Genomic DNA, 5512 nt, shown 5'->3' with positions numbered 1-5512 from the left:
CTGCGGTCCAGGATGCGCCGGATCACCGGCCAGCCGGTGCGGATGCCGCGCACCAGGACACGGTTCGCGATCGCCGAGGCGGTGGAACCCCATCTCCGGCAGCGCCGCCGGCGCGCGGCCGCGCGACTGCGCCTGCGTCAGCACGAGGTCGAGGATCGCCGCGTGCTCCTCCCGCGTGCCGTTGAACAGCGCGAGCCCGCCATCGGCATGCCGCAGCAGCCGCAGCGCCGGCGCGGCGCGGTCCAGCACGGCATTCAGGATGGGCGGCGCCTCCACCCCCGTGCCGTGCAGCAGGTTGCGGATCTCGATCACGTCCTGCAGCGCGGCCAGCAGCTGGGCCGGGCTGCGCTCCACATGGCCACCATCGGTGAAGAACTGCCGCTCGAGCTCGGCGGGCAGGAAGCGGACGCAGCGCGCCAGCCAGGTCTCCTCCGCCAGCGCCACCGCGCCGGCCATGCCGCCCTTCAGCGCCACCAGCGCGCCGCGATGCGCGGCCTCCGCCGGCAGGCCGGAGATCACCTCGCGCGCATCCTGCGCCAGGCGCTGCATCAGCGCGCGGCGGAAGGCGTCGTCGGCCGTCGCCGCCAGGAAGTCCCAGTGGCCGAGCCAGGCCGAGATCCGCGCCCCCGCCACCTCCGGCGCATCGGCAAAAGGATCGGCGGGCAGGGAGAGCCAGTCGGCCGTCAGCGCACGCCCGCGCAGCCGCGCTGCATCGGTTCCCAGCGCGCGCAGGTCGCGCAGCCAGGCGAAGCCGTGCGCCGCCGAGCGCCAGGTGGGCGAGCCGCCGGCCGCGCCCCAGTCCTGCAGCCCGCCGGCTTCCGACGGCCGCAGCGGGCGCACGGTGCCGAGCACCTCGTATTCGCTCCGCAGCAGCCGCGCGCCGCGCGCCGCCTCGCCGGGCCAGAGGTCGCGGAACGACCGCGCCGGCCCGTCCGGCACCTTGATGGGCTTGAGGTTGGCGAGGATGCGGCGCGCGCCGCGCAGGATCCCTTCCATGCTCAAGCCCCCCTTATGGCGCGGATCGCCGCGGCGTAGTCCGGCTTGCCGAATACCGCCGTGCCCGCCACCAGCACATCCGCGCCCGCCTCGATGCAGTCGCGCGCCGTCTCCGCCGTGACGCCACCATCCACCTGCAGCGCGATCTCGCGCCCACTCGCATCGATCATGGCGCGCAGCGCGGCGATCTTCGCCAGCTGCGAGCGGATGAAGGACTGTCCGCCGAAGCCCGGGTTCACCGACATCACCAGCACGAGATCGCAGAGGTCCAGCACCGTCTCCACCGCCGCGACCGGCGTCGCCGGGTTCAGCACCACGCCGGCCTTCTTACCCAGCGCCCGAATGGTCTGCAGCGAGCGGTGCAGATGTGGCCCGGCCTCGGGGTGCAGGCTGATCAGGTCGGCCCCGGCCTCGGCGAAGGCGGCGAGATACGGATCGGCGGGCGCGATCATCAGGTGCACATCGAAGGGCAGCGCGGACTGCTTGCGCAGCGCCTTCACCAGCCCCGGCCCGAAGGAGATGTTGGGCACGAAGTGCCCGTCCATGATGTCGAGGTGCAGCCAGTCGGCGCCCGCCGCCTCGATCGCGCGCACCTCCTCGCCCAGCCGCGCGAAATCGGCGGCGAGCAGGGAGGGGGCAATGCGGATGCGACTCGCGGGGGGCATCCGGGCCTTCTAGCCGTCAAGCCCCGGCGCTGGAACCGCCCCGGGCCAGGTTCCCTCATCTTCGGCGGCCGCATGCAACCCGCGACCACGGCCGGAGTCGTCACGCCGTGCGCGACGTCATCGTTCCGCCCCCCATGGCCCTGCCGTGGCTCCGTCACGGCAGGATGAGCCGAAGCCCAGAGAATCGGCGCCAATCCGGGGCCCCCGCGGCAACGCGCAGCGTTGTCGTGGGGAAGTCTAAATTGGCAGCGCCGTGGTTCCCTTCACCCGCTCCATCGCGAAGCGGCCGGTGACCTTCCGCAGCGCCGGCACCGCCGCGACGAATCGCCGGTAGAAGGCGTCGTAGCCCGACATGTCCGGCACCACGACGCGCAGCAGGTAGTCCACGTCGCCGCCGAGCCGCCAACACTCCACGATCTCGGGCGTGCTCTCCACCGCGGCGGCGAAGCGGGAGATCCAGTCGGCGGAGTGATCGCCTGTCTCGATCGCGACAAAGACCGAGATCGGCAGCCCCACCCGCTCCGCATCCACCAGCGCCACCCGCCCGGTGATGACGCCCTGCTCCTCCATCCGCTTGATGCGCTTCCAGCAGGGAGTCGCCGTCAGCCCCACCTCCGCCGCGATCTCGGCCAGGGATTGCGAGGCGTCGCGCATCAGCAGGCGCAGGATCTCGCGGTCGATGCGGTCCAACTCCGCGGCGGCGGCCATCCTGGAACTCCGGTATTGTCTTGCGGCCTCTCCGTAGCACGAAAATCTTTCGCTTGCACCTCTAGGGCCGGCATGCAGAAAAGATTTCCATGAACGCTCCATCCTCCTCCCGCCCGGCCCTGTCCCGGCGATCCCTCCTCGGCCTTCTCGGCGCGGCGCTGCCGCTGCCGGCCCTGGCCCAGCCCGCCGCCTTCCCGGACCGCGCCGTGCGGGTGATCATCCCGGTCGCGCCCGGCGGCAGCCTCGACATCCTCGGCCGCACCTTCGCCCGCGCCATCTCCCCGGCGCTCGGCCAGCCGGTGGTGGCCGAGAACCATCCGGGCGCCGGCTCCAACCTCGCCTTCGAGCTGGTCGCCCGCGCCCGGCCGGACGGGCACACGCTGCTCGTCGGCTCCGACCCGCTGACGATCAATCCTTCGCTCTACCGCCGCGTCGGCTACGACCCGGTGCGCGACTTCGCGCCCGTCGCGGAGCTGGTGCGCGCGCCGCAGGTGCTGGTCGTGCACCCGTCCAACCCCGCCACCGATCTCGCGAGCTTCCTCGCCGCCGCGCGGGCCGCGAACGGCGCGACGACGATGGGCAGCCAGGGCAACGGCTCGATCGGGCACCTTGCCGGCGCGGTGCTGACGCAGCGCACCGGCATCGGCTTCACCCATGTCCCCTATCGCGGCGGCGGGCCGGCGGTGGTGGATGTCGTCGCCGGCCATCTCGACGCGCTGCTGGTCACCCTGCCGGCCGCGATCGAGCACATCCGCGGCGGGCGGCTGAAGGCGCTCGGCGTCACCAGCCTCGGCCGCAACCCGGCGCTGCCCGAGGTGCCCGCCTTCCACGAGGCCGGGCTGCCCGGCTTTGAGGTCGTGACCTGGCAGGGCATCCTCGCGCCGGCCGGGACGCCGGAGCCGGTGGTCGCGCGGCTCAATGCCGTGCTGCTCGACGCGCTGCGCCGTCCCGAGGTGGCGGAGAGCCTGGCGGCGCAGGGCTTCGAGCTGCGCGGCGGCACGCCGGCCGCCTTCGCCGAGCTGATCCGCACCGAATCCGCCCGCTGGCCCGGCATCGTGCGGGTGGCGGGCGCAACCTTGGACTGAACGGTACGCGACGTCGCGCCGAAGGCACGCCTTCGGCGCGACGCGGCCGTGCGGGGAAATCTACCGCCAGCCGATCCCGGCGCGCCGCATGCGCATCACCACATAGCCCAGCCACGCCAGCTGCGCCCCCACCGCCGGCACCACGACGAACTGCTTGCTGCCCACCGGCAGCGCCAGGAACAGCGCGACCAGCGCGGCGCCGAGCGCCGCGAAGCCCCAATGCACCGCCGCCACCACGCGCACCGGCACGCCGCTGCGCTGGGCAAGCTGATACAGATGCGTCCGGTGCCCCTCCGCCAGCCGCTCGCGCATCAGCGCGCGGCGCGCGAGGGTGAAGGCGGCGTCGAACAGCAGCCCGAACATCAGCAGCGGCACGATCAGGAAGGACAGCTGCTGCCCGTCGAAGCGCGACGCCGCCACCGCCAGCACCGCCAGCATGAAGCCCGCGAACTGGCTGCCGACATCGCCCATGAAGATGCGCGCGGGGTGCAGGTTGAAGGGCAGGAAGCCCGCGAAGCCCGCCGCCAGGAACAGCGCCGCCGCATAGACGAACCAGCCTTCCTGGTGCGCCGCGATCATGCAGAGCGACGCCGCGACGACGAGCAGCGTGCCGCCGACCAGCCCGTCCAGGCCGTCCATGAAGTTGACCGCATTGGTGCAGCCGACGATCCAGACCAGCGTCAGCACCGGCCCCGCCCAGCCGAGGTCCACCACGCCGACATAGGGAACCGACAGCCGCGTCACGACGAGCCCGCTCGCCACCGCCACCAGCGCCGCGCCGCATTGTGCGAGAAGCCGGAGGCGCGCCGACAGGTCGCGCATGTCGTCCACCAGCGCGACCCCCGCGATCGCCACCGCGGCGAGGATCACGCCGACGAACTGCGCCTCCGCGATGCGCGCGAACTGCGCGGTCTGGAACAGCACCAGCATGCCGACCACGAAGGCCACCACCACGCCGAGCCCGCCGCCGCGCGGCGTCGGGCGCACATGCGCGCTGCGCGCATTCGGGTGATCCAGGATCGGGAAGGCGATCATCGCGCGCACCACGACGGCGGAGAGCAGTGCGAGCCCGGCGGCGAAGCCGAGATGCCGGATGACGGCCGAGAATTCCATCACCGCACCAGCCGCGCCGGCTCCAGGCTGGCATAGACGTCGCCTGAATTCGCCTCATGCGGCAGCGCCGCGATCCAGATCGCCATCTGCACCGCATCCACCGGCGCCGGATGCGAGAACTCCATGCCTTCGCCGAGGCAGGCGTTGAAGGCGCGGTAGCCGAGTGCCGCGAGACGATCGAGGCAGGCCAGCGCCACCTCGCGCTGGATCGTCGTGAACTCGAAGGACAGGCTGCGCGGCGCGCGCGTGAGCCCGGCCAGCGCCGCCGCCTCGTAGCCCTCGACGTCGATCTTCACGAAATGCGGCTCGCCATGCTCGTGTGCCAGCGCATCGAGCGTCGTGACCGGAAGGCGCAGCTCGGCGTCCCACACCTGCCCTTCCCAGCCGGCGGCGCCGTCCGCCGCCGCGACGAAGGCATCGGACGCCGTGGCGACCGTCGGGTTGGCGGTGTTGATCCGCAGCACCGCCTCGCCCGCCTCCGCGCCCACCAGCGCCGCGACGCGCACCACGCCGGGGTCGCGATGGAACAGCAGCCGCAGCAGCCGCGCGAGCCGCGGCTGCGGCTCCACCGCCACGGCGCGCGCCCCGAGGCGCCGGAAACTCGCCGTGCGGTCGCCGACATGCGCGCCGACATCGAAGCCGAGATCGCCGCGCGACAGGAAGCGCGCGTAGAAGCCGTCGAGCACCGGCGCACGACCGGGCACGTAATAGGTGCGCAGCGACCTTGCGATGGCTTGGGTGGTGGTCACGCGAACACCACCGCGCAGCCACCCGCCTGCTCCGGCGGCACCATTGCCCCGTCCGGCGCGTCGCGCAGCACCCCGCCGAGCAGCGCCCGCGCCGCCGCGCCGCCATCCGCGGTGCGGATCACCATCCCCGCCATGAAGGGCAGCGACGGCGCCACGACGCCCGGCAGGACGCGCGGCAGCGCCTCCGGCAGCAGCA

5 protein-coding genes and 2 pseudogenes are annotated in these 5512 nt (G+C 73.1%); 1 reads left to right on the top strand and 6 read right to left on the bottom strand.

What is annotated here, in order from left to right; translation table 11 throughout:
* The 3 genes and pseudogenes from L2I40_RS18265 to L2I40_RS18255 form a co-directional block, all read right to left on the bottom strand.
* Window positions 1-996: pseudogene (locus tag L2I40_RS18265) on the bottom strand (heparinase II/III family protein); the annotation flags it as partial.
* Window positions 997-998: 2 nt separating this feature from the next.
* Window positions 999-1661: a ribulose-phosphate 3-epimerase gene (rpe, locus tag L2I40_RS18260; protein ID WP_237216618.1), complete on the bottom strand. Its 663-nt coding sequence runs from the start codon at window positions 1659-1661 to the stop codon at window positions 999-1001.
* 237 nt (window positions 1662-1898) lie between these two features.
* The gene (locus tag L2I40_RS18255; protein ID WP_237216617.1) at window positions 1899-2369 is read right to left on the bottom strand and encodes an Lrp/AsnC family transcriptional regulator; all 471 of its coding nucleotides are present in this window, start codon (window positions 2367-2369) and stop codon (window positions 1899-1901) included.
* Window positions 2370-2458: 89 nt separating this feature from the next.
* Here L2I40_RS18255 and L2I40_RS18250 point away from each other — a divergent pair, with 89 nt between their 5' ends.
* Window positions 2459-3454, top strand: coding sequence for a Bug family tripartite tricarboxylate transporter substrate binding protein (locus tag L2I40_RS18250; protein WP_237216616.1), 996 nt, complete (start codon window positions 2459-2461; stop codon window positions 3452-3454).
* Between the two features lie 60 nt (window positions 3455-3514).
* Here the strand turns inward: L2I40_RS18250 and L2I40_RS18245 are convergent, their stop codons facing one another.
* From L2I40_RS18245 to L2I40_RS18235, 3 genes and pseudogenes are all read right to left on the bottom strand, one after another.
* Complete coding sequence (locus tag L2I40_RS18245) at window positions 3515-4567, bottom strand: glycosyltransferase family 4 protein (RefSeq protein WP_237216615.1); 1053 nt, start codon at window positions 4565-4567, stop codon at window positions 3515-3517.
* Window positions 4567-5316 carry an FkbM family methyltransferase gene (locus tag L2I40_RS18240; protein ID WP_237216614.1) on the bottom strand — a complete coding sequence of 250 codons (750 nt, stop codon included), beginning with the start codon at window positions 5314-5316 and terminating at the stop codon, window positions 4567-4569. Before L2I40_RS18240 ends, L2I40_RS18245 begins: the two co-directional genes overlap by 1 nt.
* Window positions 5313-5512: pseudogene (locus L2I40_RS18235) on the bottom strand (VOC family protein); the annotation flags it as partial. The pseudogene L2I40_RS18235 and the gene L2I40_RS18240, both read right to left, overlap by 4 nt.

The sequence above is a fragment of the Falsiroseomonas oryziterrae genome (genome assembly GCF_021864505.1).
Lineage (GTDB): Bacteria > Pseudomonadota > Alphaproteobacteria > Acetobacterales > Acetobacteraceae > Falsiroseomonas > Falsiroseomonas oryziterrae.
The sequence above is the reverse complement of the archived record's forward strand: the minus strand, read 5'-3'. Positions and strand labels throughout refer to the sequence as shown.